23 protein-coding genes are annotated in these 24,300 nt (G+C 72.5%); 13 read left to right on the top strand and 10 right to left on the bottom strand.

What is annotated here, in order from left to right:
- Positions 1-2: 2 nt before the first annotated feature.
- From O7619_RS23540 to O7619_RS23525, 4 genes are read left to right on the top strand one after another with little or no spacing between them, the layout of a single operon-like run.
- A complete protein-coding gene (locus O7619_RS23540) occupies positions 3-428 on the top strand; it encodes a roadblock/LC7 domain-containing protein (protein ID WP_282283481.1) in 426 nt (141 codons plus the stop codon).
- Positions 425-814, top strand: a complete 390-nt coding sequence (locus O7619_RS23535) for a DUF742 domain-containing protein (protein WP_282283480.1) — start codon at positions 425-427, stop codon at positions 812-814. The genes O7619_RS23540 and O7619_RS23535 overlap by 4 nt, the downstream gene beginning before the upstream one ends.
- Positions 795-1,403 (top strand): ATP/GTP-binding protein, encoded by a 609-nt coding sequence (locus O7619_RS23530; RefSeq protein ID WP_282283479.1) that lies wholly within the window; start codon positions 795-797, stop codon positions 1,401-1,403. The genes O7619_RS23535 and O7619_RS23530 overlap by 20 nt, the downstream gene beginning before the upstream one ends.
- Positions 1,396-1,878, top strand: coding sequence for a GNAT family N-acetyltransferase (locus tag O7619_RS23525; RefSeq protein ID WP_282283478.1), 483 nt, complete (start codon positions 1,396-1,398; stop codon positions 1,876-1,878). The genes O7619_RS23530 and O7619_RS23525 overlap by 8 nt, the downstream gene beginning before the upstream one ends.
- Positions 1,879-1,927: 49 nt before the next feature.
- Here O7619_RS23525 and O7619_RS23520 read toward each other — a convergent pair whose 3' ends face one another.
- A complete protein-coding gene (locus O7619_RS23520) occupies positions 1,928-2,776 on the bottom strand; it encodes a LysR family transcriptional regulator (RefSeq protein ID WP_282283477.1) in 849 nt (282 codons plus the stop codon).
- Between the two features lie 95 nt (positions 2,777-2,871).
- On the opposite strand from O7619_RS23520, the gene O7619_RS23515 reads away from it, so the two are divergent.
- Positions 2,872-3,603: an SDR family oxidoreductase gene (locus tag O7619_RS23515; RefSeq protein WP_282283476.1), complete on the top strand. Its 732-nt coding sequence runs from the start codon at positions 2,872-2,874 to the stop codon at positions 3,601-3,603.
- A 109-nt stretch (positions 3,604-3,712) separates the two neighbouring features.
- Here O7619_RS23515 and O7619_RS23510 read toward each other — a convergent pair whose 3' ends face one another.
- A complete protein-coding gene (locus O7619_RS23510) occupies positions 3,713-5,455 on the bottom strand; it encodes a DUF6461 domain-containing protein (RefSeq protein ID WP_282283475.1) in 1,743 nt (580 codons plus the stop codon).
- 88 nt (positions 5,456-5,543) lie between these two features.
- On the opposite strand from O7619_RS23510, the gene O7619_RS23505 reads away from it, so the two are divergent.
- Complete coding sequence (locus O7619_RS23505) at positions 5,544-5,948, top strand: SRPBCC family protein (protein ID WP_282283473.1); 405 nt, start codon at positions 5,544-5,546, stop codon at positions 5,946-5,948.
- Positions 5,949-5,975: 27 nt separating this feature from the next.
- Here the strand turns inward: O7619_RS23505 and O7619_RS23500 are convergent, their stop codons facing one another.
- A complete protein-coding gene (locus tag O7619_RS23500; protein ID WP_282288916.1) occupies positions 5,976-6,161 on the bottom strand; it encodes a DUF397 domain-containing protein in 186 nt (61 codons plus the stop codon).
- A 26-nt stretch (positions 6,162-6,187) separates the two neighbouring features.
- On the bottom strand, positions 6,188-6,955 hold the full coding sequence (locus O7619_RS23495; RefSeq protein ID WP_282283472.1) for a DUF5753 domain-containing protein: 768 nt from the start codon (positions 6,953-6,955) through the stop codon (positions 6,188-6,190).
- 88 nt (positions 6,956-7,043) lie between these two features.
- Here O7619_RS23495 and O7619_RS23490 point away from each other — a divergent pair, with 88 nt between their 5' ends.
- On the top strand, positions 7,044-7,358 hold the full coding sequence (locus O7619_RS23490; RefSeq protein WP_282283471.1) for a hypothetical protein: 315 nt from the start codon (positions 7,044-7,046) through the stop codon (positions 7,356-7,358).
- A 69-nt stretch (positions 7,359-7,427) separates the two neighbouring features.
- Here the strand turns inward: O7619_RS23490 and O7619_RS23485 are convergent, their stop codons facing one another.
- Positions 7,428-10,283: an aconitate hydratase gene (locus O7619_RS23485; RefSeq protein WP_282283470.1), complete on the bottom strand. Its 2,856-nt coding sequence runs from the start codon at positions 10,281-10,283 to the stop codon at positions 7,428-7,430.
- 260 nt (positions 10,284-10,543) lie between these two features.
- Between O7619_RS23485 and O7619_RS23480 the strand changes: the two genes are divergently transcribed.
- Positions 10,544-11,197 (top strand): DedA family protein, encoded by a 654-nt coding sequence (locus tag O7619_RS23480; RefSeq protein ID WP_282283468.1) that lies wholly within the window; start codon positions 10,544-10,546, stop codon positions 11,195-11,197.
- 48 nt (positions 11,198-11,245) lie between these two features.
- Here O7619_RS23480 and O7619_RS23475 read toward each other — a convergent pair whose 3' ends face one another.
- The 3 genes from O7619_RS23475 to O7619_RS23465 all read right to left on the bottom strand — a co-directional run bounded on the left by O7619_RS23475 (position 11,246) and on the right by O7619_RS23465 (position 13,477).
- Positions 11,246-11,890 (bottom strand): C39 family peptidase, encoded by a 645-nt coding sequence (locus O7619_RS23475; RefSeq protein ID WP_282283467.1) that lies wholly within the window; start codon positions 11,888-11,890, stop codon positions 11,246-11,248.
- 612 nt (positions 11,891-12,502) lie between these two features.
- Entirely contained in the window at positions 12,503-13,243 is a 741-nt protein-coding gene (locus O7619_RS23470) for a hypothetical protein (RefSeq protein WP_282283465.1), read from the bottom strand.
- Between the two features lie 45 nt (positions 13,244-13,288).
- Entirely contained in the window at positions 13,289-13,477 is a 189-nt protein-coding gene (locus tag O7619_RS23465) for a hypothetical protein (protein ID WP_282283463.1), read from the bottom strand.
- Between O7619_RS23465 and O7619_RS23460 the strand changes: the two genes are divergently transcribed.
- Positions 13,476-14,237, top strand: a complete 762-nt coding sequence (locus O7619_RS23460) for a hypothetical protein (RefSeq protein ID WP_282283462.1) — start codon at positions 13,476-13,478, stop codon at positions 14,235-14,237. The genes O7619_RS23465 and O7619_RS23460 overlap by 2 nt on opposite strands.
- 40 nt (positions 14,238-14,277) lie before the next feature.
- On the top strand, positions 14,278-14,667 hold the full coding sequence (locus tag O7619_RS23455) for a hypothetical protein (RefSeq protein WP_282283459.1): 390 nt from the start codon (positions 14,278-14,280) through the stop codon (positions 14,665-14,667).
- Between the two features lie 62 nt (positions 14,668-14,729).
- On the opposite strand, the gene O7619_RS23450 is transcribed toward O7619_RS23455, so the two are convergent.
- The gene (locus O7619_RS23450; RefSeq protein ID WP_282283457.1) at positions 14,730-16,238 is read right to left on the bottom strand and encodes an APC family permease; all 1,509 of its coding nucleotides are present in this window, start codon (positions 16,236-16,238) and stop codon (positions 14,730-14,732) included.
- A gap of 198 nt (positions 16,239-16,436) precedes the next feature.
- Between O7619_RS23450 and O7619_RS23445 the strand changes: the two genes are divergently transcribed.
- A complete protein-coding gene (locus O7619_RS23445) occupies positions 16,437-17,090 on the top strand; it encodes a GPP34 family phosphoprotein (protein WP_282283455.1) in 654 nt (217 codons plus the stop codon).
- 40 nt (positions 17,091-17,130) lie between these two features.
- On the opposite strand, the gene O7619_RS23440 is transcribed toward O7619_RS23445, so the two are convergent.
- Positions 17,131-17,730 (bottom strand): GNAT family N-acetyltransferase, encoded by a 600-nt coding sequence (locus O7619_RS23440; RefSeq protein WP_282283454.1) that lies wholly within the window; start codon positions 17,728-17,730, stop codon positions 17,131-17,133.
- A gap of 189 nt (positions 17,731-17,919) precedes the next feature.
- On the opposite strand from O7619_RS23440, the gene O7619_RS23435 reads away from it, so the two are divergent.
- A complete protein-coding gene (locus O7619_RS23435; RefSeq protein ID WP_282283453.1) occupies positions 17,920-18,621 on the top strand; it encodes a cellulose binding domain-containing protein in 702 nt (233 codons plus the stop codon).
- A 142-nt stretch (positions 18,622-18,763) separates the two neighbouring features.
- On the top strand, positions 18,764-24,262 hold the full coding sequence (pulA, locus tag O7619_RS23430; RefSeq protein WP_282283452.1) for a pullulanase-type alpha-1,6-glucosidase: 5,499 nt from the start codon (positions 18,764-18,766) through the stop codon (positions 24,260-24,262).
- Positions 24,263-24,300: the final 38 nt, after the last annotated feature.

Below are 24,300 nucleotides of genomic sequence, written 5' to 3'. Positions count from 1 at the left end.
GAGTGGCGCAGAAGACGGCTTCGGGCGCGGATCTTGCGTGGCTGCTGGATGACCTGGTCGGCCGGGTCAAGCAGGCGGAACACGCCGTGGCGCTCTCCACCGACGGACTGCTGATGGCCTCGTCCCGCGGATTGAGCCGGGACGACGGCGAGCACCTGGCGGCGATGGCGGCGGGCATCCAGAGCCTCGCCCGTGGCGCGGGCAAGCGGTTCGGCGGTGGTCATGTGCAGCAGACCATCATCGAGATGCAGTCCTCCTTCCTCTTCGTCACCGCGGCCGGACGCAACGCCTGCCTCGCGGTGCTGGCGTCGGAGGACGCGGACGTGGGCTTGATCGCGTACGAGATGGCGATGCTTGTCACCCGGGTCGGCCGGTTCGTCGCCTCACCGACCCGAGAACAGCCCGCCGGCGAGAACGCGGCACGATGAACAGCCACGGGGAGCCCACGGAGCAGGAGTGGGTCGACGACCACGCGGGTCCGGTGGTTCGCCCGTACGCGGTGACCGGTGGCCGGGCCCGCCCGGTGACCGGCACGTTCGACCTGATCTCCCTGGTGAGCTCGACCCGCACCGAGGTGGGGTCGGAGTCCGGGCTCGGCCCGGAGCACGTGGCGATCGTCGGCCTCTGCCAGCGGATCCAGTCCGTGGCCGAGATCGCCGCCCATCTCGACCTGCCCGTGGGCACCGTCCGGGTTCTCCTCGGAGACCTGGCGGCCCGCAGCCTGGTGCAGGTACGCGAGCCGCGCGCCACCCCCGCCGGCCTTCCCGACGAGCACGTTTTCGAGGCGGTAATCAATGGACTACGGGCGCTCTGAGCGGCCGGCGGGTGCGGCCCCGCTGCCCACCGCGATCAAGATCCTGATCGCCGGTGGCTTCGGCGTCGGCAAGACCACGATGGTCGGCGCGGTCAGCGAGACCCGCCCGCTGCGTACCGAAGAGGTGCTGACCGAGACCGGGATCGGCATCGACGACCTGTCCGGCGTGGAGGAGAAGTCGACCACCACCGTGGCGATGGACTTCGGCCGGATCACCCTCAGCGACGACCTGGTGCTCTATTTGTTCGGCACGCCCGGGCAGGACCGGTTCTGGTTCGTCTGGGACGAGTTGGCGCTCGGCGCGCTCGGCGCGGTGGTGCTGGCCGACACCCGGCGGCTGGCCGACTGCTTCCCGTCGATCGACTACTTCGAGGGGCGGGGCACGCCCTTCGTGGTGGCGGTCAACTGCTTCGAGGGCGCCCGCGAGTTCCGGCTCGACGAGGTGCAGGCGGCGCTCGACCTGGACCCGGGCGTGCCGGTGGTGCTCTGCGACGCGCGGCGACGGGAGTCGGCCAAGGAGGTGCTGATCACGCTGCTGGAGCACGCCATGAAGCTGCGCGAGGCCCGCCGGAGGGCCGCCGGTGACTGAGGTGACGCTCCGGGCGATGTCCCCGGAGGAGTTCGAGCGCTGGCAGGACGAACTCGCCGCTGGCTACGCGCAGGAGCATGTGGCCGCCGGCAACTGGACTCCGGAGGAGGCGCTCGACCGCGCACGGGAGGCGAGCGCCGTCCTGCTGCCGCAGGGCATGGCCACACCCGGCATGCTGTTCCTGCTCGGCGTGCTGCCCGACGGCTCGCCGGTCGGGCGCCTGTGGCTCGGCCTCACCCATCCGCGCGGGCTCGCCGGCTGCGCCTTCCTCTACGACATCGAGGTGGCCGCCGAGCACCGGGGCCGAGGTCTGGGGCGGGCGCTGCTCGCCGCGGGCGAGCGGGCAGCCCGGGAGCAGGGCGCGCAGGCGCTCGAGCTGAACGTCTTCGGCTCCAACGAGACGGCGCGCAAGCTGTACGAGACGTCCGGCTACCGGGTGGTCACCCAGCAGATGCGCAAGGACCTGCCCGCCTAGGGCCGGTCCGGCGGGCCGGGCCGGTCCCCGCGCGACCGGCCCGAGATCATCAGAGGCGGGTGGCGGTCCGGACCAGGGCGGCGAGGGCCCGGGACCGGCTGTGCGGCGGCCACGCGATCACCGTGGTCACCGCGGGCGCGTCCGGCACCGGCACGGCGGCCAGGTCGGGGAGCAGGAGCGTCCGGGCCGACTCGGGCAGCACCGCCGTGGCACGGCCGAGCGCGATGAGCTGGAACAGTTGGGCGTGGTCGCGGACCTCGGGGCCCGGGCCGTCCGGATACGTGCCGTCCGAGCGCGGCCAGCGCGGCATCGGCAGGTCGGGCAGCGCCTCGACGTCTGCCGTCCGCAGGTGCGCCCGACCGGCCAACGGGTGCGTGGCCGGCAGGATCACCACCTGCTGTTCCGTCACCAACTCCTCGGTGTCCAGCCCGGCCGTCGAGTCGAACGGCAGGTGCAGCAGCGCCACGTCGGCCCGCCCGTCGCGCAGCAGCCGTCCCTGCTCGCCGATGCCGCACAGCAGCACGTCCACCGCGACCGCGTCCGGCTCGGCGGCGTACGCGTCGAGCAGTTTCGGCAGCAGCTCGCTCGACGCGCCGGCCTTCGCGGCCAACACCAGACCCGGGCCGCCGGTCGCGGCGGACGCGGCCCGGCGGGTACGCCGGTCGGCGGCGGCCACCGCGTCGAGCGCGGCGCGCCCCTCCCGCAGCAGCACCGCGCCGGCCGGGGTCAACGCCACGGTCCGGCTGTCGCGTTCCAGCAGCGTCACCCCGAGCCGCCGTTCGAGCGCTCTGATCGCCCGGGACAGCGGCGGCTGGGCGATGCCGAGGCGTCGCGCGGCGCGGCCGAAGTGCAACTCCTCGGCCACCGCGACGAAGTAGCGCAGCTCCCGCGTCTCCATCCCACCACCGTACCGCCGGACCGATACCCGCCGGGTATCGAACGCTACTCGGATGGTGTTGGAGCGCCGGTGGCGACCCGGACAGGATCGATCACATGAGCGAACGCAGGATCGCGCTGGTGACCGGCGCGAACAAGGGAATCGGGTACGAGATCGCGGCCGGCCTGGGCGCGCTGGGCTGGCGGGTGGGCGTCGGAGCCCGGGACGAACAGCGCCGGGAGGCCGCCGTGGCGAAGCTGCGCGCGGACGGCGTGGACGCCTTCGGCGTACCGCTGGACGTGACCGACGACGCGAGCGTGACCGCCGCCGCCCGCCTGCTGGAGGAGCAGGCCGGCGGCCTCGACGTGCTGGTCAACAACGCGGGCGTCACCGGCGGCATGCCGCAGCAGCCCGGCGGCGTGGACCTCGCGACCGTCCGGACGGCGGTCGAGGTCAACGTGATCGGTGTCGTCCGGGTCACCGAGGCGATGCTGCCGTTGCTGCGCCGCTCGGCGTCGCCCCGGATCGTCAACATGTCGAGCGGCGTCGGCTCCCTCACCCGGCAGAGCGCCTCCGCCGGCGAGCACCAGACCGGGCCGCTGTCCGTGGCGTACACGCCGTCGAAGTCGATGCTCAACGCGGTGACCATCCAGTACGCCCGGGCGCTCGGCGACACGAACATCCTGATCAACGCCGCCTGCCCGGGTTTCACCGCGACCGACCTGAACGCCTTCCGCGGGGTGCGGACGCCACAGCAGGGCGCGGCGATCGCGATCCGGCTGGCCACGCTGCCCGACGACGGGCCGACCGGCGGATTTTTCGAGGACGCCGGCGTGGTGCCCTGGTGACCGCCGTCGATCAGCACCACAGCACCGGGTCGCCGGTGGCCACCGGCGCGGCGTAGAGCCGGCGCGGCGACGGCGTGCCGGCGGCCCACCCGACGGAACGCCGCCGTCCTCAGTGGGTGATCCGGTAGCCGTCGGCCGCCGTGTCGATCCGGGCGAGGTCGGCCGCGGTCAGGCCGCGACCGGTGAACCGCTCGACCGCGACCAGCCCCTTCTCCACACGGTCGCCGGCCTCGGCGAAGTCGAGGCCGGCGACGGCGGTCGACACCTCCGGCGGATAGACGTCATGCCCCCACGGCTCGGACGAGGCGAGCAGCCGGCCGTCCTCGGCGAAGGAAAGCCGGGTGACGGCGTTGACGTTCCAGAACATGCTGGCTGCCCGGCCACCGGTCGAGGCGGCGCAGAGCACCGGCCCGTCCGACCCCCGGTAGCCGTTGTCCTCGACGACCACCACCGCGTCGTCGTCGGCCAGCACGGCGGCGATCCACGTGTGGGCCGCCCCGCGCAGCGACAGGTCACGGCGGACGGCGTCGACCGGCTCCGGGCGGGCCGGATCCGCGCCGAAGGCGCGCACCACCTGATCGACCGGGACGCCGGTGACCACGGTGACGGTTGCCGCCTGCGACACCGGACTCGACCGGATCCACCGGTACGCGTGCTCGGGCGGCCGGACCGGCTCGGGTTCGCCGCGCAGCCGGTGCCCGAGCTGATCGGAGCGCCGGTGCACCACCTCCGGCGCGGTCGGGGCCGACCAGACGACGAGCTTGTAGCCCTCCAACTGGGCGTCGTTGTCGTCACGCCCGCGGGCGTGCACCCGGACCCGGTAGTCGCCCGGCCACGGCGGGGTGAGCCGCGACGATCCGCCGTCGCCCGGCACCCAGGACGTGTCGCCGGTGGCGGCGTGCCAACTGACCTCGACGATCTCCTCCCACCCCGACTCCACCTCGTCCGGAGGCCCGTCGCGCACGACAAGCTCCACGCGCACGTGACCCGTCGCGACGCCGGTGCGCACCGCCACACCACCGTCGACCACGGCGACCAGCCCGTTGCCCGTGACGTCGACCTCGTCGGGGAGCCCGTGCTCGGCCAGCCCGAAGCGGTGGCCGTCGACGTGCAGGGTGCTGGTCAGGTGCTGCGGCAGCAGGTATTCCGCGCGGATCCGTTCCCGCAGCGCCGCCGCGTACGTCGATGGCAGTGGCACCTCGCGCAGCACGAGCGCTGCCGCGCCGACGGCCAGGCCCACGACGGCGGCGGCGCGCTCCACGATCACCGGCGGATCCGCCTGGTGCACCACGGCACCGGCGACCGCCACGGCGAGGCCGAGGTGGACGGCGCCGTGGGCGGCGGCGATCGACGGCTCGTCCGGCCCGGCCGGCGTGCCGGCGAGCAGCGGCGCGACCGCCGGATGCGGGACCAGGGCCCGCACCGTGGCGACCACCCGGCCGCCCAGCCCGGGGCGCAGCGCGTGCAGCACGGTCGCGGCGGACGCCGCCGCGCTGTCGTTGCCGCCGCCGGTGGTCAGCCACGCGTAATGGCCGGCCGGTGGCGGGGGTAGGTCGCCGACCAGATCCGGCGCCCCATCCCAGTCGTGCTCGGCCACGGCCAGTTCGAGCGCGCCGAGCAGGCGCTCCACCGGCAGCGGGCCGAGCGCGCGCATCTCGGCCATCCAGTCCGGCTCGTCGCCGTGCGGCCGGACCGGCCAGCGGTGCGCCCCGTGCGGATCCGCCTCCGCTGGCGCGGCCAGGCGCCCCAGCAGCCGCGCCGGCGGGACGGGCACCCGGGCCGCGAACACCGGCATCGTCGCGGCGGCGAAGGCGGCAAGCGCGTCGTTCACCGCATCCGGTGGTGCGGGCATGTGGAACCTCCCCGTCCGGTCTTCCGACAGCGGGGAGAGGATCGCATCAACCCCCGACAGTTCCGGCCGGCGTGCCATCATCGGCGGCGTGGCTACCGAGTCCCGGCACCTCAGCGTGCACATCGACCGTCCGGTCGCGACGGTCTACGCGTTCGCGTCCGACCCGGCCAACCTGCCCCGCTGGGCGCCCGGCCTGGGCGGGTCGGTGACGCGCGAGGGCGGCGACTGGTTCGTGGAGACGTCCGAGGGTCGGGCCCGGCTGACGTTCGCGCCGGCGAACGACTACGGCGTGCTCGACCACGAGGTGCGGACGCCGTCCGGCGAGACGGTGTACGTGCCGTTGCGCGCCATCGCCGACGGCGACGGCACCGAGGTGGTGTTCAGCCTGCGTCGGAGCCCGGGCATGAGCGACGCGGAGTTCGCGCGGGACACCGCGCTGGTCGAGGGCGACCTGGCCCGGCTCAAGGCCGTGGTGGAGCACGCCGACACGTGACCGGGCCGAGCCGCGGGGGATGGCGGCTCAGGAGCGGGTCAGCGTCACGAACCGGGTCCACGCGGCCGGGGTGAAGGTGAGCACCGGCCCGGCCGGATCCTTCGAGTCGCGGACGCCGACCACGCCGGGCAGGTTGCCGGCGACCTCGACGCAGTCGCCACCGTTGCCACCGCTGCGGGTGCTCTTGCGCCACCGGGCGCCGCTCAGGCCGATGCCGCCGCTCACGTCAATGCCGCCGCTCAGGCCCATGCCGCCGCAACTTCCCTCAACAGTTCCAGGGTCCGCGCGCGGGGCAGTGCCTCGCCCCGGATGCGTTCCCACCGACGCTCCAGGGTAGCAATCTCCGAGGGCTGCTCGATGATCTGCGCCTGCGCCTGGCTGTCCACATGCGCCACCCGGCTGCCGTCGCGCAGCTCGGCGATGACGAACGGACCGTCCAGCCCGGGATAGGTGGGCGTGTCGGCGGGGACCACGTGGAGCTGCACGTTCGGCAGCTCGGCGCAGGCGGCCAGGTGGGCGACCTGGGCGGCCATCAGCGCCCGGTCGCCGGCGGCGGCGCGACGCAGCACCTGCTCGTCGAGCACTACCACGTACAGCGGCCCGCGTTGCCGGTTGAGGATGCCCTGCCGGTCCAGCCGCGCGGCGACCAGATCGGTGACCTCGTCGGCGGTGAGCGGCTGGCCGAGGAACGTGGCGCGGGCGTACGCCTCGGTCTGCAACAGGCCGGGCACCCAGGCGAGTTGGAAGGCGCGCAGGGCGACCGCCTCGCGTTCGATGTCCACCCACGGGCGGAACCACACCGGCTCGCGGCGGCGGCCCGCGTCCGGCCAGAGCGCCTCCATCGGCAGGCCGAGCAGGTTCGCGACGGTCGCACGGTGCCGGCTCTGCGGAATGTGCCCCGGGTTCGCCCAGCGGGCCACCGTCTTCGGGTGCAGGCCGAGCCGTTCCGCCAGGCTCTCGGCGGTGTGGCCCGAGCCGGCAAGCGCGGTGACGAAGGCATGGTTCATGCCGGTTCCTCCCCGGAGCAAAAGAAGCGTCCGAAGGAGATTACACAACGCTGTGTGATTGTGTGGCCACCGTCGGCACGGTGGAGGAATGACTGACCCGACACCGAGATCGGCGTACCCCCGGGTGGTGCTGCCGCTGCCCGCGCACCGGGCGTGCGGTCCGGCCTGGCGCTGCGACTGCTGCGGCGAGCCCTGGCCGTGCCCGCCGCTGCGGGCCATGCCCACCGACGCGGCCCGGCGCGCGACGCTGATCCCCGAGTTCTCCCGGATCACCCGCCAGGCCATCCGCGACCTGCGCGGGCAGCCCGGCGGACCGGACCCGGTCGCGATCGTGCGGCGCTTCCTGTGGTTCATGCCGCTGACCGACGCCGAGGCGCGCGCCGTAGCCCTCCGCCTCCGCTGAGATGTAAGGCGGGGGCCCTTCTTAACACACGTGTGTTAAGAAGGGCCCCCGCCTAACAGCAGCAGCCGATCAGCTCGCGATCATCCGGCGCAGCACGTACTGGAGGATGCCGCCGTGCCGGTAGTAGTCCGCCTCACCGGGAGTGTCGATGCGGACCACCGCGTCGAACTCCACGCCGGTGTCGGTGGTGACGGTCACCGTGCGCGGCGTGTCGCCGTCGTTCAGCGCGGTCACACCGCTGATCGAGAACGTCTCCGTGCCGGTCAGGCCCAGCGACTCCGCGGTGGTGTCCACCGGGAACTGGAGCGGCAGGACACCCATGCCGATCAGGTTCGAGCGGTGGATCCGCTCGTACGACTCGGCGATGACCGCCTTCACCCCGAGCAGCATGGTGCCCTTGGCCGCCCAGTCACGCGACGAACCCGAGCCGTACTCCTTGCCGGCCAGGATGACCAGCGGGACGCCCGCCTCCTGGTAGGCCATCGAGGCGTCGTAGATCGACGACTGCTCGCCGGTCAGGTGGTTGACCGTGTAGCCGCCCTCCACCCCCGGGACGAGCTGGTTGCGCAGCCGGATGTTGGCGAACGTGCCCCGGATCATCACCTCGTGGTTGCCCCGGCGGGAGCCGTACGAGTTGAACTCGTGCCGGGCCACGCCGTGCTCGGCCAGGTAGGTGCCGGCGGGGGAGTCCGCCTTGATCGAGCCGGCCGGGGAGATGTGGTCGGTGGTCACCGAGTCGCCCAGCTTCGCCAGCACCCGCGCGTCGGCGATGTCCTGCACCGGGGTCGGCTCCTGCTGCATGCCCTCGAAGTACGGGGGCTTGCGCACGTACGTGGAGTCGCCGTCCCAGGAGAACGTGTCGCCGGTCGGGGTCGGCAGCGACTGCCAGCGCTCGTCGCCGGCGAACACGTCGGCGTACGCGGCGCTGAAGCCGGTCGCGCCGATCGCGGAGGCGATGACGTCCTGGATCTCGGCGGTGTTGGGCCAGATCTCCCGCAGGAACACCGGGTTGCCCTGCGAGTCCTCACCGATCGGCTCGTTGGCCAGGTCGATGTCCATCGTGCCGGCCAGCGCGTACGCGACCACCAGCGGCGGGGACGCCAGGTAGTTCATCTTGACGTCCGGGTTGATCCGGCCCTCGAAGTTGCGGTTGCCGGAGAGCACCGAGACGACCGCCAGGTCGCCGTCGTTCACGGCGGCGGAGACCTCCTCCGGCAGCGGGCCGGAGTTGCCGATGCAGGTGGTGCAGCCGTAGCCGACCAGGTTGAAGCCGAGCTTCTCCAGGTAGGGCGTGAGGCCGGACCGGTCGTAGTAGTCCATGACGACCTTCGAGCCCGGGGCGAGGGTGGTCTTCACCCACGGCTTGCGGGCCAGGCCCTTCTCCACCGCGTTGCGGGCGAGCAGCGCCGCGCCGATCATCACCTGCGGGTTCGAGGTGTTGGTGCAGGAGGTGATCGCGGCGATCACCACCGCGCCGTGGTCCAGCTCGTACTCGACGCCGTCGGCGCTGGTCACCCGGACCGGGTTGCTGGCCCGGCCGCCCGCGCCCACCGCGGCGGTCTCCAGGTCGCGCGGCGCGTCCGCCGGGTCGTTCACCCCGTTGGCCGGGGCGTCGCTGGCCGGGAACGACTCGGCGCTCGCCTCGTCGGCCGGGCCGTCGGTGCCGAACGGCTTCTGCTGCTGCGGCACGCCCGGCTTGCGGGCCGGGTCGCCGCCGGTCTCGTCGGCGGCCACGTAGTCGGTGAGCGCGGAGCGGAACAGCGTCTTGGCGCTGCCGAGCGGGACCCGGTCCTGCGGGCGCTTCGGGCCGGCCAGGGACGGTTCGATGGTGCCCAGGTCCAGCTCCAGGCGCTCGGAGTAGTCCGGCTCGTGGTCCGGGTCGTGCCAGAGGCCCTGCTCCTTGGCGTACGCCTCGACCAGCGCCACCTGCTGCGGGTCGCGCCCGGTCAGCTCCAGGTAGCGCACGGTCTCGGCGTCGATCGGGAAGATCGCCACGGTGGAGCCGTACTCCGGGGACATGTTGCCGATGGTGGCGCGGTTGGCCAGCGGCACCGCGCTCACGCCGGGGCCGTAGAACTCGACGAACTTGCCGACCACGCCGTGCTTGCGCAGCATCTCGGTGATGGTCAGCACCAGGTCGGTGGCGGTGGTGCCGGCCGGCATCTCGCCGGAGAGCTTGAAGCCGACCACCCGCGGGATCAGCATGCTGACCGGCTGGCCGAGCATCGCGGCCTCGGCCTCGATGCCGCCGACGCCCCAACCCAGCACGCCCAGGCCGTTGACCATGGTGGTGTGCGAGTCGGTGCCGACGACGGTGTCCGGGTACGCCTGGCCGTTGCGCTCCATGATCGTACGGGCCAGGTACTCGATGTTGACCTGGTGCACGATGCCGGTGCCCGGCGGGACGACCTTGAACTCGTTGAACGCGCTCTGGCCCCAGCGCAGGAACTGGTAGCGCTCCTTGTTGCGCTCGTACTCCAGCTCGACGTTGCGCTCGAAGGCGTCCTCGCGGCCGAACAGGTCGGCGATGACCGAGTGGTCGATGACCAGCTCGGCCGGCGCGAGCGGGTTGACCTTGGTGGCGTCGCCGCCGAGGTCGCGCACGGCCTCACGCATGGTCGCCAGGTCGACGACGCAGGGCACGCCGGTGAAGTCCTGCATCAGCACCCGGGCCGGGGTGAACTGGATCTCCACGCTCGGGTCGGCGGTGGGGTCCCACCCGCCGAGCTGCCGGATGTGGTCGGCGGTGATGTTCGCGCCGTCCTCGGTCCGCAGCAGGTTCTCCAGCAGGATCTTGAGGCTGTAGGGCAGCCGTTCGTGCCCCTCCACCTTTCCGATCTTGAAAATCTCGTAGCTCGCGTCTCCGACGCGTAGCTGGGTCTTCGCACCGAAGGTGTCGAGGCTCGCCACGTCGTACTCCTTCACACCAGCGACCGTGAGTAGTCCTGAGCAGTTTGTCGCACCGGCGGGGGCGCCGCCGTGCTTAGGCGACACTTACCTGCGTCGGCATCTACAAAACCGTACGTCCGTCTTGCTATTCACGCAACCTCGTGCCACGCTCCGGGACGACGAGACACCACCATGATCCACCACGTCCTGCTCGCAAGGCCCACCCGGCGCCGCTCCGCACCGACCTGGACGGTGACGGCCCCCGCGGGCTGAGCTTGCGCGGGTAGGGTCGGGGGGTGGTCGACGTGCAGCACTGGCTCTCCGCGCTACCCCCGGGCGTGATCTATCTGATCGTCGCCGGGGTGATCGGCGTCGAGAGCATGGGTGTTCCGCTGCCCGGCGAGATCGTGCTGGTCAGCTCCGCGCTGCTCGCCGCCACCGGAGTCGTCCAGCCCGAGTGGGTGGCCGCCGCCGCCGCGGCCGGCGCGATCGTCGGCGACTCCATCGGGTACGCCGTGGGCCGCCGCGGTGGCCGACCGCTGCTGCAACGGCTGGGCCGCCGCTTCCCCAAGCACCTCGGCCCGGCGCACCTGGCCCGCGCCGAGCAGAGCTTCGCCCGCCACGGCGTGTGGGCAGTCTTCTTCGGGCGGTTCGTCGCACTGCTGCGCATCCTCGCCGGCCCGCTGGCGGGGGCGCTGCACGTGCCGTACCGCAGGTTCCTGGTGGCGAACGCGGCCGGCGGCCTGGTCTGGGCGTTCGGCACGACGTACCTGCTGTTCTACGTCGGGCGGGCCGCCGAGCACTGGCTCAAGGACATCTCCTGGGCCGGGCTGGTGCTCGCCGTGCTCGCCGGCCTGGTCAGCACATGGTGGCTGCGCCGCCGCGCGCGGCGGCTGCCCCCGGTCGAGGCGCCGGACAGGGCCGAGCCGGTCGGGGCGTCGGAACGCTGAAGGGCCCGACCCCGCGTGGGGTCGGGCCCTTGTGGCGTTGGTGGTGGGTCAGGAGGTCGAGTAGCCGCGGGTGGCGATCCAGTCGGCGAGGTGGTCGACGGTGATGTGGTAGGAGGCGGTGTTCGGGTTGGCGCTGTCGGCGATGGTGACGGTGTGGCCGTTGTTCTGGTAGCCGACGATGCTGATGTAGTGGCCGCCTTCGAAGGCGTGGGGGTTGCCGTCGGTGTCGGTGGTGGTGCCGGCGATGTTGGCCACGACCGCGCGGCCGTCGTCGACGGTGCGGACGATGTCGGTGCGTAGGGTGTCGGTCTGCTTGTCGTCGGCCTTGGGCGTCTTGATTTCGACGGACCGGTAGGTTTTGCCGGTTTCCTTGTTCAGGACGGGGGTGATGTCGTTGATGCTGTTGGTGCCGTTCTCGGTGGTGCCCATTTCCTTGGCCATGGTGTCGACGTCGATGTTCTTGCCGAGGACGCTGATGGCGTTGCGGGCGGCGGCGGGGCCGCAGTAGTAGAAGTTGGGTTGGGCTTCGTAGCGCACGTGGAGTTCCCGCTCGCCGTTCTTACGGTCGGCGACCACGGTGGTGGTGTGGGCGGGGGTGGCGTGGGCGGCGATGGCGGGTGCGGCGATGCCGCCGGTGGTGGCGGCGATACCGGCGGCGGTGAGCACGGTCTTACGCAGCAGGGTGGTAGCCATGACGGGTGCCTCCCAAAGGGGGGTGGGGGATGACGCGGTGGTGCCGCGTGCGGGGGAAGACTGTGGGCGGGCCCGGCGATCGGGGGACCTGCTCGGGCGGCCCGAGGGTATGGGTAACGACGGCCGGTGGCCGGTCATTGCGACCGGGGCTGCCTCGGCGGGGGCCGGGCTCCACGCGGTCTGCCGGGTATAACGCCTGACCCCCGGCACCGATTCCGCGCTGGCGGTGGCACCCACCACCCCCGAACCGCCCGAAAGCGAAGACAACGGAACCCGTCCACCCACCCATACCGCCCATTCGGGCAGTCGATGACATCGATCCTCCCCACGCCTGCCGAGGGCTGTCGGACCTTCACGCCCGGATGTCCCCTTTGGGGCCCATGCACGCGCGAGCCCACGCCGGGTCCTTCACCTTTGGGTGCAGTTGTCGTCGCCCTGGCAACCACAACCGCACCCAAATCCCCGGCCGACCGCCGACCGCCGACCTCCGCCCGCCCCGGTTGGCGGGATACGGATTCCGGAGTGCGAGCGACGCTGGGTGCTCGACCTCAGAACGCCGAAGTGGCGGGGGTTAAGGACCGGGACACCGCCACCTCGGCGACATGGAGTCGATCAAGGGCCGTCGGGGGTGGTGAGCAGGTGGAGCAGGGCGTCGCGGGCGGCGCGTACGGCGGCGCGGGACTCCTCGCTGTGGTCCAGGGCGTCGAACCCGTGCTGCCCGTTCGGCACGTCGACCACGTGCAACGGCAGGCCACGCCGGCCGGCGGCAGCCGTGAACGCCGCGACGCCGGGGGTGACCTCGGGCCGTTCCCGTCCGACCCGGCTCAGCACGAGCGGCGGCAGGTCGGTCCCGCCCGTGGCGAGGGCGTCGAGCGGATGGAAACGCGGGTCGACCGGGGGCCACCCGGGCAACGGCGCCAGCAGGGGGTACGTCGCGGCGAGCCCGCGTAGCCAGCGGGGCGGATCGCGTAGCCAGTCGCCGATCAGCAGGCCGGCGCCGGAGAAGAACCAGAGGGCCACCCGTTCGGGGTCGACGCGCGGGTCGGCGCGGACGAGGTCGGCCGTGTCGGCGACCCGGGCGGCGACCACGGTCAGGTCGTCGGGGCTCGCCACGGTGAGCCGGGGGATGGCGACGACCGCGCCGCCTCCGGCGAGCAGCGCGCCGTAGCCGCGGTAGAGCGGCCAGTCCCGGGCGTCGGGTGCGTGCGGTGGTCCGGGAACGCCGTGCACCACCACGATCGCGGGGTGGCCGCCGTCGCCGTGCGGCAGGTGCAGGTCGACGTCACCGTGTCGCTCGATCGGCGCGGGTGCCGGATCGAGCACAAACTGTGTCTCCCAGAAGCTATTTGCCATGACGCCGATCTTAGGGCAGCGCGCGCTGCCCCCTGAACCCTCCACTCAGGAGGGCGAAGCCTTGGCGTGCCGCTCGCGTAGCCGGTCCCGGATCTCCTCCGGGGTGTAGGACCGGCGCTGCCGTTCCGCCCGGGCCACCACCACGCCGGTCGCCGCCACGCCGGCGAGACCGGCCAGGCCGAGCACCTTCCACCACCGCATCCGTTGCCGCATCGGCTTAGGGTAGTCCTCCATGAGCATCAGCCTGGACGAGGCCGTGGAGCTGACCCGCACCGGCGACCTGTGGGTGTTCCGCGGGCGCAGCGTGCCCGACCGCGCGATCCAGCTCACCACCAACAGCCCGGTCAACCACGTGGGCATGGCGGTGGTGCTGGACGACATGCCGCCGTTGATGTGGCACGCCGAGTTGGGCCGCTCGCTGACGGACATGTGGACCGGCACCCGCCAGCGCGGCGTGCAACTGCACGACCTGCGCGACGCCGTCTGCGTGTGGGCCAACCGGTACGGCCAGCGCGGCTGGCTGCGCCAGCTCGAACCGCCCGCCGACGCCACCATGGAGGAGGCGGTGCTGCGTACCGTGGCACGTCTCGACGGCACGCCGTTCCCGTCCACCGCGCAGCTCGCCTGGCGCTGGGCCCGGGGCCGGGTGCCGCACCCGCGCCGACGCGGATCCGGGCCGGACGGCGGGAGAACGCCGGACGGCGGAAGAACGCCGGACAGTGGAAGAACGCCGGACGGTGGAGGGACGCCGGACGCCGACCGGGCCGGCGCCGGCCGGCCGCGGCACGGCGGGACGCCGGTGCGTGACCGGGCGCTGGAGACGGCGTACTGCGCGGAGGTGGTGGCGGTGACCTACGAGGCGATGGGGCTGCTGCCGGCCGGACGACGGCCCAACTGGTATGACCCGGGCCGGTTCTGGAGCGGCGACGGCCTGGCGCTGACCGGCGGTGCGCGACTCGGCGCGGAGATCGAGGTGCGCATCCCGCCCCGGTGACCAGGTTTGCCTCGGTGGCGGGCCGGTAAAGGTGATCGTCGTGATGGCTTCCACCGACCTCGAGACGCTCACCGACTTCTTCGACCGGTACGGCGTGGCGCTGACCACGGCCGACGTGCCGGCGATCGCCGGCTGCTACGCGCTGCCCGGGCTGGTCGTCGCGGACACGTACAGCTTCTCGTTCACCTCGCCGGCGGCGGTGGCGCTCAGCTTCGTCGGCGCCGCCCCCGACTACCAGGAGCGGGAGTTGGTCGCCGCCAACGCGCAGATCGAGGACGTGCAGCAGGTGTCCGCCCTGCTCACCGAGGTGGCGGTGCGGTGGGAGTTCCTGGACAGCCAGGGCGGCGCGGTGCCCGGAGAGCGTTACCGCTATCTGCTGCGGGCGACCGACGAGGGCCCCGCCATCTGCACCGTCATCCGCACCGCCTGACGGTGTTAAGAAGGGGCCCCTCCTCTACCGAATGCGTTAAGAAGGGGCCCCGCCTTACATGCTCAGCGGTGGCTGGCGGCCCAGCGGTCGGGCTCGGGGGCCGAGTGGAGGCCGGGCTCGTGCAGGCCCTCCTCGTCGAGCTGGCCGATCCGGCGGTAGGTGTCCGGCCGGCTGGTCCGCAGCACCGCGCCCCAGATCAGGCCGAGCACACCGGCGACCACCGGGATCGCCGGCAGCAGCCACTTCAGATAGCTGGCGGTGTCCGGCGCGAGGAGCGCGTCGAAGTTGAACAGCAGCACCAGCAGCACGGCGGTGAGCAGGATCGTGCCGAGCGTCGGCGCGATCGCCCGCTGCCAGGCCGACTCCGGGCCGCCGCGACCCCGGAAGAAGCCGACGACGGCGGCCGAGGTGAGCGTCATCAGCAGGACGACGCCGACCGCGGCGGCGCCGGACAGCCAGGTGAACAGGTCGATGACCGGGTCGCGGCCGGTCATCGCGAACCCCAGGAAGACGATCACGGCCAGGATGCTCTGCACCACCGAGCCGGCGATCGGGGCGCCGCTGCGGCTGGACGTCGCGCCGAGGACGCGGGGCAGGACGTTCTCCCGGCCGAGCGCGAACAGGTAGCGGGCCACGCCGTTGTGGAACGACAGCAGGGCGGCCAGCACGCTGGTGATGAACAGGACGTTCGCGATGTCCGCGACGACGGCGCCGGAGTACTGGTCGAGGGCGCCGAAGATCAAGCCCGGGCCCGCCTCGGCGCTTGCCTGCGGCGCGTTCTCCGGCCCGGTCAGCACGGTGAGCGCCCAGGCGGAGAAGGCGTAGAACAGGCCGGTGAACGCGACCGCGATGTAGGTGGCCCGGGCCACGGTGCGCCGCGGGTCCTTGACCTCCTCGCTGTAGATGGCACCGCTCTCGAAGCCGGTGAACGAGGCGATGGTGAACGCGAGCACGGCCCCGAACCCGGCCCCGAACAGGTGGTCGGGGGTGATCCCGGCGGTGGTGACGCTGCCGCCGTCCGGGTGGGCGAACGCGACCAGGTCGAAGATCAGCACCGCCACGCACTCGAGGACGAGCAGCACCGCGAGCACGCTGGCGTTCAGGTCGATCCGCAGCACGCCGAGCAGGCCGATGAAGACCCAGGCCAGGAGCGCCCAGACCCACCAGTCGAGGGTGAGCCCGGCCTTGGCCGTCATGAAGTCCTTCATGATCGCGCCGAACAGCCCGTAAAGACCGATCTGGATCGCGTTGTAGGCGGCCAGGGCGACCGCCGAGCCGGCCACCCCGCCGGCTCGACCGAGGCCGTTGGCGATGTACGCGTAGAACGCGCCGGCGTTCGCGACGTGCCGGCTCATCGCGGCGTAGCCGGTGGCGAACACGGCGAGGACGGCCGCGAGCAGCACATAGCCGAGCGCTGCGCCGATGTTGCCGCTGACCGCGTACATGGTGGTGACACCACCACCGAGGACGGTCAGCGGGGCCGACGCGGCGACGGTGAAGAAGACGAGGTGGGCGGTGCCGAGACGGCCACGGCGCAGCCCACCGTCGGAGAAGAACGGATCGGAGGACAAGGCTTCTCCAGGGGGAGGGGAAGGGGGTTTGAGGTGTCTATTGAGGAACAGCCTGAAGCAGGCTATTGGTGATCACGGATCGTGACAACCCCACTTCGATATCGATTGGGATGCGCGTGTCAGACCGGAATTGAGCTGTGCGTGGTCATGCCGTACCGTCCCGTGTCGACGATCACGGCCACCGTTCGAGGATGGACCATGACCTACCCCGGGGCACAAGCCACGTACCGGCTCGCCGATGCGCTGTTCCTCATCGGACATGACGAGTTCAGCGGAAAGCCGCACGTCGCCGTCGACCGGTTGGAGTGCGGGCTGGCCGGCGCCGCGCTCGCCGAGCTGATGTTCGAGGGCCGGATCGCCCTCGACGGTGGCGGCATCGCCGCGGTCGACCCGCGGCTCTGGCAGGAGCCGCTGACCGACCTGCTGATCACCGAGATCCTGCGCCGGGAGGGCGCGCATCCCGCCCGGCTGTGGATCCGCTACCTGCGAAGCCAGCTCAACATCAACGAGCGGGTCGGCACCCGGCTGGTCACCGCCGGTGTCCTCCGCCGGGAGCAGGGCAAGCTGATCGGCCGTCAGGTGCGGTGGCCGGCGATCGACCCGAACCAGGCGGCCTCGCCGCGGGTCCGGTTGACCGCCATGCTGATGCACTCGTCCCCGGCCGAGCTGGACCCGGGCACGCTGCTGCTGGCGAGTCTCGCCGAGGCGGTCGGGCTGGCCGCGCACATCTTCGACCCGCAGGTCGGCGGCCGGATGCGGGACTGTCGCCGGTTCCTGCCGGCGCAGCTCGACGGGTTGCTCGCCGCGGTGGTGGGCGCGCTCGACGTCAGCACCACGACGGTACGCCGCTGAGGCGGTCCCGCCCCGGCGGACCGGGGCGGGACGGGCACGCTCAGGCGGGTTCGCGCCACATCGGGTAGAGGCTGGGGCCACCGGGCAGGTCGAGCGTGACGGGGCGGCGCCGGAAGCCGAGCCGCTCGTACAACGCGGCGTTGCGGGGCGTGCTGGCCTCCAGGTACGCGGCCGTCCCTGACTGATCCAAATCGGTCAACCTGTCGCGCAGCAGCGCCGAGCCGACGCCGGTGCCGTGGTGCTCGGGGCGCACCGCGATGAACGGTAGGTACCAGTGCGGCTCGCCGGGGTGGTTCGCGGCCATCAACTCGTCGAGCACGGCGAACCGTTTCATCGCCTCCGCGCCGATCGCGGACTCCAACTCGGCCAGCTCGTCGCCCTCGTCGCCGTCGTGGTCGCCGTCGACCGGCAGCCAGAGCGTGGCGCCCAGCCCGTCGCCGGCCACATGCACCTCCCCGGTGCGCAGCGCCAGCGCGACGAACGGCCCGAAGAAGGCGGGGTGGACCCGCGCCCGGTGGTCGTCCGCCGGGAAGATCCAGCCGCTCACCGGGTCGCGCATGAACGCCTCGGCGAGGATGCCGGTCACGACGGCGTGGTCCGCTGTGGACGCACGCCGGATGTTGCCCTGCCACTCAGTCATTGGCCACCCGTCCTGCCGCTGCACGAGCCACTGTGGTCATCGATCGGCGTGCAACGTATCAGGTGGCTGCGCCGCGCGGCAGGGCCGCGGATCGGACAGTCGCCGCAGACCGGTCCTTCTGGCTAGGCTGGCGCGGTCCGCCAACGGGGGAGGGCAGCCGGGCGTTCCTCGCCCGCCGACAGGAGGAACATGTCCCGCTCGCGTCGCGCCGCCCCGTCGCCCGCCTCCGCCGTCACCTCGTCCCCCTGGGTCCTGGTCGCCATCGGGGTGGTCGTGATGGTGGTGCTGCTGGTGGTGGCGCTCGGCTCGGTGCGCGGGCGGCGGACGTTCCCGACGCAGGGGCCGACGGACCCGGCCATGTCGTTGCCGGGTCTCCCGGTCGCGTCGGCGACCGGTCCATCGGTGACCGGTGGGGCGCCGGGCGCGGCGTCGCGTCCGGTGGCGCCCGGGTTGTCGCCCCGGTCGACGGTGCTGCCCGCCCGGCCGACGCCGGCCGCGTCGACCGGCAGCCCGCGCGGTGACGTCCGACCGGCTCCGTCCGCGCCTCCGTCGCCTCCGCCGCCGGCCCCGCGGTCCGCGGTGACCGGCCGGTACGGCGTGGTGAACACCTTCGACGGCGGCTTCATCGGCGAGGTGCTGCTTGTCAACGCCGGCCGGTCGGCGCACGGCTGGACGGTGCGGCTGACGTTTCCGCGCGGCCGGTTGGTCACCGCGTGGGTGGAGGGCGCCGAGCAGGGCCCGTTCGGCTTCGACGGCCGGGTGTTCACCTACCGCAGCGGGGTCGACCTGGGCGCGGGCGCGTCGGTGCCGGTGCGGTTCCACTTCGAGCAGACCGGCACCACCCGTCCGGACAGTTGCACGGTCGACGGGGTGACCTGCGCCGGTCTCTGAGTCGCTCCGCCCGCCGGCCAGGGGCACCCGGGCGCGCGTTTGCAAGATGACTGCCGTGTTACGACGACGTTTGCAAGGCATTGCAGAATCTTTCGGCAAGGGCTAGCGTGCGGGCGAATCAGCGACCAGAGAAAGGCCGTCGATGAAACCGACGCCGATATCCCCCAAGGCGTTGCTCGCCCTGGTCTCCGCCCTCGTCCTCACCCTCGTCGGCGTCCCGGTGGCCCTCCACCAGGTGAACGCCGCCGGCTCCGACCGCGCCGCCACCCCCGACGTCCTGGCGGCCGGCAACGCGCCCCAGTGGAGCCGGGAGCCGTCCGCCGAGACGCTGCTCAAGGCCGGGACCCGCACCGCGAAGGCGGAACAGTTCTACTTCGTGCTGCCGGACCGCTTCGCCAACGGCGACAGGCGCAACGACACCGGCGGCCTGCGCGGCGACCGGCTCACCACCGGCCTCGACCCGACGGACAAGGGCTTCTACCACGGCGGTGACCTCAAGGGCGTCATCGACAAGATGGACTACATCCAGGGGATGGGCACCACCGCCATCTGGCTCGCCCCGATCTTCAAGAACCGGCCCGTGCAGGGCACCGGCGCGGACGTCTCGGCCGGCTACCACGGCTACTGGATCACCGACTTCACCCAGGTCGACCCGCACTTCGGCACGAACGCCGAGCTGACGAAGCTGGTGGACCTCGCGCACCGGCGCGGCATCAAGGTCTACCTCGACATCATCGTCAACCACACGGCCGACATCATCCGCTACGCGGAGGACAGGTACGGCTACGTGGACAAGAAGACCGCGCCCTACACCGACGCGCAGGGGCGGGCGTTCGAGGACCGCAACTACGCCGACGGCACGCGCAGGTTCCCGGCGGTGAACGCGCAGTCGTTCCCGTACACCCCGACGTTCGCCAGCCCGGCCGACGCGAAGGTCAAGGTCCCGGCGTGGCTCAACGACCCGACCATGTACCACAACCGCGGTGACTCCACCTTCGCCGGGGAGAACAGCGAGTACGGCGACTTCTTCGGCCTGGACGACCTGTGGACCGAACGTCCCGAGGTGGTCCGGGGCATGACCGACATCTACGGCCAGTGGATCGGCAAGGCCGGCGTCGACGGCTTCCGGCTCGACACGGTCAAGCACGCCAACCTCGACTTCTGGCCGCAGTTCACCCGGGGCATCGACGCCGCCGCGGCCAAGGCCGGCAAGAAGGACTTCTTCATGTTCGGCGAGGTCTACAGCGCCGACCAGGCGATCGAGTCGACCTACGTGCGGCAGGGCGGCCTGCCCGCCACGCTCGACTTCTCGTTCCAGGAGGCGGCGCGCGGCTACACCGCCGCCGACGGCTCGGCCAAGGCGCTCGCCGACGTCTACGCCAAGGACGACCTGTACGCGGCGCGGGACACCGACGCGAACCGGCTCACCACGTTCCTCGGCAACCACGACATGGGCCGGATCGGCTCGTTCATCGCCGCGGCCGGCGGTGACGACGCCACCCAACTGCGCCGCGACCAGCTCGCCCACCAGCTCATGTTCCTCACCCGCGGCCAGCCGGTGGTCTACTCCGGCGACGAGCAGGGCTTCACCGGCCCCGGCGGGGACAAGGACGCCCGCCAGGACATGTTCGCCTCGCGGACCGCGGACTACCTCGACGACGACCTGATCGGCACCACCCGCACCCACGCCGTCGACCAGTACGACACCCGGCACCCGCTCTACCGGACCATCGCCGAGCTGGGCAAGCTGCGAGCGGCGCACCCCGCGCTGCGCGACGGCGTCCAGGTCACCCGGTACGCGGCCGACGGCCCGGGCGTGTTCGCGTTCTCCCGCGTCCTGCCCGCCGAACGGGTGGAACACGTCGCGGCGGTGAACAACGCGCCGACCCCGCAGACTGTCACCGTGGACACCTGGTCGGCCGACACCCGCTTCACCGGCATCTACGGCGACGCCGCGACCGCGACGGCCGGCGCCGACGGCAAGCTGAGCATCACCGTACCGGCCATGTCGGCGGTGGTGCTCAAGGCCGACCGGACCATCCCGGCCGCCGGCGCGGCTCCCCGCGTCACGCTCACCGAGCCGGGCGCCGACCCGGTCGCCACGACCACCGCGATCACCGCCCAGGTCACCGGCGACCCGCTCGCCTCCGTCACGTTCGCCGCGCGGGTACCCGGCGGAAAGTGGACGCTGCTGGGCAGCGCACACCGGGCCCCGTACACCGTCCACCACGACCTGACCGGCCTGGCCGGCGGCACCGAGGTCGAATACAAGGCGGTGGTCCGCGACGGCCGGGGACGCACCGCCACCGCCCGCGCCACCGGCACGGTCGGCACCCCGGCGCAGGGCGCGTCGCGGGACTGGGCCATCGTGCACTACCAGCGTCCGGCCGGCGGGTACGCCGACTGGGGGCTCTACGCCTGGGGCGACATCGACCCGGCGTACGCCACCGAGTGGCCGAAGGGGCAGCCGTTCGCCGGCGAGGACTCGTACGGCCGGTTCGCCTGGGTGAAGCTCAAGCCCGGCGCGACGTCGGTCGGCTTCCTGGTGGTCGACTCCGACGGCACCAAGGACGTGGCGAACGACCGCACCATCGACGTGACGCAGGCCGGCGAGGTCTGGGTCAAGCAGGGCGATCCGGCGCTCTACCCGACCCGCGAGGCGGCCACCGGCGAGCCGGACCCACCCGTCGACGAGGACACCGCGGTCATCCACTGGCGCAAGGCCGACGGCGACTACGACGGCTGGGGCCTGCACCTGTGGGACGGCGCGGCCAACCCGACCGACTGGGCCGCCCCGCTGAAGCCGGAGAAGATCGACGCCTACGGCGCGGTGTTCCGGGTGCCCCTGGCCGCCGGCGCGACCGGGCTGAGCTACATCATCCACCGCGGCGACGAGAAGGATCAGCCGGACGACCAGCGGCTCGACCTGACCGGCGTCGGGCACGAGGTGTGGCTGCTCGCCGGCGTCCCGGGCCGGCTGCTGCCGGCCGCCGCCACCGGCGCCGCCACCGACGTCGACCTCACCAAGCAGAAGGCGCAGTGGATCGACAGGTCCACCGTCGCCTGGGCCACCGGGCCGACCGACGGCAAGAAGTACGCGCTGGTCGCCGCCCCGGCCGGCGGGATCGGCGTCACCGACGGGGAGTTGACCGGCACGTACACCACGCTCCCGCTGCGGGCGCGGCGCAACGGGCTGACCGAGCCGCAACGGCAGGCGTACCCCCAGCTCTGGGCCCATCGCGCCTTCGCGCTTGACCGCGCCGACCTGGCCAAGGTGCCGGCGGCGCTGCGCGGGCAACTCGTGGTGACCGAACGGGACGCCGGTGGCGCGCTGCTGCGCGCCACCGGAGTGCAGATCCCGGGCGTGCTCGACGACGTGTACGCGGCGGCCACCTCGGCGAAGCTCGGCCCGACGTTCGCCGGCCGCGTGCCCACCCTCTCCGTGTGGGCGCCGACCGCGCGGACGGTGTCGCTGCAACTGTTCGACTCGCCCACCGCGCAGCCGAGCACGGTGGCGATGACCCGCAACGACCGCACCGGTGTCTGGTCGGTGCGCGGCACGAAGGCGTGGACCGGCCGTTACTACCGCTACCAGGTCGAAGCCTGGCAGCCGGCGGCGCAGAAGGTGGTCACCGCGTCGGTGACCGACCCCTACTCGGTGGCGCTTGCGCCGAACTCGACGCACAGCCAGATCGTCGACCTGACCGACCCGGCGCTCGCGCCGGCCGGCTGGGCGAAGCTGCGCAAGCCGACGCCCGTGGCGGCGGCGAAGGCGCAGATCTCCGAGCTGTCGGTACGCGACTTCTCGATCGCCGACAGCACCGTGCCGGCGGAGAAGCGGGGCACCTACCTCGCCTTCACCAATCCGGACACCGCCGGGATGAGGCACCTGCGGGCGCTCGGCGACGCCGGGGTCAACTACCTGCACCTGCTGCCGGCGTTCGACTTCGCCACCATCCCGGAGCGGCGGGCCGACCAGGCCCAGCCCGACTGTGACCTGGCGACGCTGCCGCCGGACTCCGACCAGCAGCAGGCGTGCGTCGCGGCGGTCGCCGACACCGACGGCTACAACTGGGGGTACGACCCGCTGCACTACACCGTGCCGGAGGGCGGTTACGCGGTCGACCCGAACGGCGCGAAGCGCACCACCGAGTTCCGGCAGATGGTCGCCGGGATCAACCAGGCCGGCATGCGGGTGGTCATGGACGTGGTCTACAACCACACCTCGGCCGCCGGTACCGACGGAAAGTCGGTGCTCGACCAGGTGGTGCCGGGCTACTACCACCGGCTGCTGGACGACGGCACCATCGCCAACTCGACGTGCTGCGCCAACACCGCCCCGGAACACGCCATGATGGGCAAGCTCGTGGTGGACTCGCTCGTCACCTGGGCCACGGCGTACAAGGTGGACGGCTTCCGGTTCGACCTGATGGGCCACCACCCGAAGGCGAACATCCTGGCCGTGCGGGCCGCGCTCGACAAGCTCACGCCCGCCCGCGACGGCGTGGACGGCCGGAAGATCCTGCTCTACGGCGAGGGCTGGAACTTCGGCGAGGTCGCCGACGACGCCCGGTTCGTGCAGGCCACCCAGGCCAACATGGCCGGCACCGGCATCGGCACGTTCAACGACCGGCTCCGCGACGCGGTGCGCGGCGGCGGACCCTTCGACGCCAATCCCCGGGTGCAGGGCTTCGCCTCCGGCCTCTTCACCGACCCGAACGGCGACGAGGTCAACGGCTCGGCGGCCGAGCAGAAGGCCCGGCTGCTGCACTCCCACGACCTGATCAAGGTGGGGCTCACCGGCAACCTGCGCGACTACCGGTTCACCGACTCCTCCGGCAGGCGGGTCACCGGTGCCCAGGTCGACTACAACGGCGCGCCGGCCGGCTACACCGCCGCGCCGGGCGAGGCGGTCACGTACGTCGACGCGCACGACAACGAGATCCTGTACGACGCGCTGGCGTACAAGCTGCCGGCGGGCACCTCGGCGCAGGACCGGGCCCGGATGCAGGTGCTCGCGCTGGCGACCACCGCGCTCGGGCAGGGCGCCGGCTTCGTGACCGCCGGCTCGGAGCGGCTGCGCTCGAAGTCGCTGGACCGCAACTCGTTCAACTCCGGCGACTGGTTCAACCAGATCCGCTGGGACTGCGCCCAGGGCAACGGGTTCGGTGCCGGACTGCCACCGGAGCCGGACAACAAGGACAAGTGGCCGTACGCGAAGCCGCTGCTCGCCGACCCGGCGCTGGTGCCGGACTGCGCGGCGATCGACCTGACCGACGCCCGGTACGCGGAACTGCTGCGGATCCGCCGGTCCTCGCCGGTGTTCGGGCTGCCCACCGCTCGGGAGGTGCAGAAACGGGTCGCGTTCCCGCTGTCCGGGGCGACGGAGACCCCCGGCGTACTCACCATGACCCTGGACGCCCGGGGTCTGGGCGGGACGTGGAAGTCGGTGACCGTCGTCTTCAACGCCACCCCGGAGACGGCGACGCAGACGGTCGCCGGCCTGCGCGGGGCGAACGTGGCGCTGCACCCGGTGCTGCGCGACTCGGCCGACCCGGCGCTGCGGACGGCCTCGTTCGACCGGGCGGGCGGCACGTTCACCGTGCCGGCGCGCAGCGTGGCGGTCTTCGTCCAGAGCTGACCGCGCGACGACACCGGCCCCCTGCCACGTCCGTGGCA

The organism is Micromonospora sp. WMMD998, from assembly GCF_029581235.1.
Taxonomy (GTDB): domain Bacteria; phylum Actinomycetota; class Actinomycetes; order Mycobacteriales; family Micromonosporaceae; genus Micromonospora.
Note: the sequence above shows the minus strand (reverse complement) of the source record. Positions and strands in the feature narration are given on the sequence as shown.